The following is a 2,662-nucleotide window of genomic DNA, read 5'->3' as shown; positions in this document are numbered from 1 at the left end:
GTGTGGGGTGATCGGGCCGCAAAAGTTGCGTATTTAGCTGAAAATAGCAAGCCTGCGTAGCAGGTAGAAAACTTAAACTTTGAAGATCATTTTTCGGCGGTAGAAAACATACAGAATCACGAACCAAATCACTAAATAAATCAATGCTCCTGCTAGTGAGGCTGCCATAGGATCGGAAAAGTGCGGCGCGATCTGAAAGTTGTAGAGATAATTCTGCAAGCCAATCGAGTCGTTAGCCGGACCACCGCTTGTCGGTCTCGCCGGATTAACCACTTTGATTGCGCTCAAAGCGCGGGGAATAATTCCCGAGAAGAAAAAGACGACCATCGGATTCACTCCGAAAACTAGAAAGGGGACAATCCAATTTTTGATTTCTTTATAATCGATCACGAAATAGAGCAGGGCCAGCAACACCAGCCCGATGCCTGCTGCGTATAGTACGTACGAACTTGTCCACAAGGCTTTGTTGATGGGGAAAGTCGGACTCCAAAGCAAGCCGAGCAGAATACCTGCTACGCCGCCTACCAATAGGTACCCAAACTTTTTCTGCTTGGAGAAGTTGGCCGTCAGTAAAGCCCCGGTCAGCAGTCCGGCAATGCCCGTGCCGATGGCGGGTAGCGTACTCAGGATGCCTTCGGGGTCCCAGGTTTTGGAAGTGACCCAAAGATGATTGGGAATCACGAGGTAGTCCACCCAGGCGGCCAGGTTCGTGCCTTTCTCGACATTCGCCACACCAATTCCCGGCACAGGAACGAGCGTCATGATGGCCCAATAGGCCAGTAAAATCACCACCCCTACAATAGTCTGCGTGGAAACGGAAGTCGTCAAGTACAACAGCGATACCACGAGATAAACTACCGCGATGCGCTGCAACACGCCGGGAAGGCGAACATTTTGATAGTCTGCAAAACCGCCGAAGGCCAGAACAAACAACAGAACGAAAATCCCCAGCGCCACGTAAAGCTGCCGACGACGGTCGTATTGGCCAAACAGGGCGACCACTACCAGCGCTGTAATCAGTAACCGGACTAAAAGCAATCCTACGCCTTCCAACCCAAAAAGACGAATCTTGGAGAAGAAATTCAGGAACAGCCCAAGCGAGAAAATCCGCAGGAAGCGCGTCAGGATTTTTTCCCAGACCGCTCGGTCAAGGACTTTGCGGGGCGTGGCCAGCACCGTGGTGATGCCAACGATAAAAAGGAAGGTAGGAAATACCAGGTCAGTAGGCGTGAAGCCGTGCCACTCGGCGTGGAGGAAAGGTGCATATACATTGCCCCAGTCGCCCGGATTGTTCACAATCGTCATGAGCATGATCGTCAGACCGCGCAGAACATCGAGAGAAAGGAGACGGTCTTTCATGATCGAAACGAGTAGGGACTGATCGGGTTTAGATTATTTCAATAAAACGAACTGCTTTCTCAAATCATAATATGCACTTCTCAATCTTTGATAAAGAAAAATTCAAGAATAACTATTTGAAAGGAGTTTCCATTAAAGATTTATCCATTCAAAGCGGTTTTTCGGAAGAGTCAATCAGGACAATGCTGCGAAACCAAGGAATTGAAATAGTTTCAAACGAAATTCCAAAAGAACGCAAAAAGCGATACTGGCGAAGACGAAAAAACTGATTACGCCTGGAATTTGGCTAGGTTTCCCCAAAGCAGCGAAGAATCTCCGTAGCTCAAAAATCGGTAGTCTTTAGCCAGAGCTGCGTCATAAATGTTCTGCCAGTCCTCGCCCACAAAAGCAGCTACCAGCAGGATAAGCGTCGAGCCGGGCTGGTGGTAGTTGGTGATCAGCCCCTGACACAGGCGAAAGCGGTAGCCGGGAAAAATGAAAATCTCCGTTTGCCCGGTGATTTCTTCCAGATTGTTTTTGTCCAAATAATCGAGAATTGTACAAAGGGATTCCGCCGCCGTGGGTAGTTCTGCTTCCTGAAATTGGTAGGGATAAAGCTTTTCAATCCAGAATTCGCTCGTTTCCTGTCGCAGAAGTTTCACGCCAAACCAGTATAAGCTTTCCAACGAACGCAGCGAGGTGGTGCCTACCGCGACGATGTGCCGTACTCTTTGCAACAATTGCTCCACCAAACTAAGGGTGTAAACTACTTGCTCCGAGTGCATGTGGTGTTCCCGAACGTTCTCGACTTTGATCGGCTGGAAGGTTCCCGCGCCTACGTGCAGTGTCAGAAACGTTTTTTCGATGCCTTTCTGAGCCAGATTTTCCAGTACTGAGCTCGTGAAATGCAGTCCGGCGGTGGGCGCAGCCACGGCACCCTCTTGTCGGGCATAGACTGTCTGGTAGGTCTGCGCATCCTGCGCTTCCGTGTCGCGGTTAAGGTAAGGCGGTAACGGGATTTCGCCCAGGGCTTTTACTATATCGAGGAATGGGGCGTCGCTGTCCCAGTTTAGTTGCACCCAATTCTTGTTATAATCGACATAGCAGGCTTCCAGCGTTATGGTTTGTCCTTCAATGGTCAGGGTACTGGCCAATGTTTCGGTGGGTTTCCAGCGTTTTTTAGTGCCGATCATGCAAGCCCAGGTACTTTGGCCCACGACCAGCATGGCATCGTTGATGATGCGAGTAGGTACTTCGGGATTCAGCAGCAGCAGTTCAATGGTCGCCCCCGTGGGTTTTTGAAAATATACCCTCGCCGGGATCA

At 49.9% G+C, this 2,662-nt stretch carries 2 protein-coding genes; both read right to left on the bottom strand.

All coding sequences use genetic code 11. From position 1 onward, the window contains the following. Nucleotides 1-72: 72 nt before the first annotated feature. A complete protein-coding gene (locus ACEW8P_RS00565; RefSeq protein ID WP_373511167.1) occupies nt 73-1,359 on the bottom strand; it encodes an acyltransferase family protein in 1,287 nt (428 codons plus the stop codon). Nucleotides 1,360-1,628: 269 nt separating this feature from the next. After that, nucleotides 1,629-2,662 (bottom strand): S-adenosylmethionine:tRNA ribosyltransferase-isomerase (locus ACEW8P_RS00560; protein ID WP_373511166.1); only part of this gene is annotated, 1,034 nt, incomplete at its 5' end.

The organism is Persicitalea sp., assembly GCF_041751555.1.
GTDB lineage: Bacteria > Bacteroidota > Bacteroidia > Cytophagales > Spirosomataceae > Persicitalea.
Note: the sequence above shows the minus strand (reverse complement) of the source record. Positions and strands in the feature narration are given on the sequence as shown.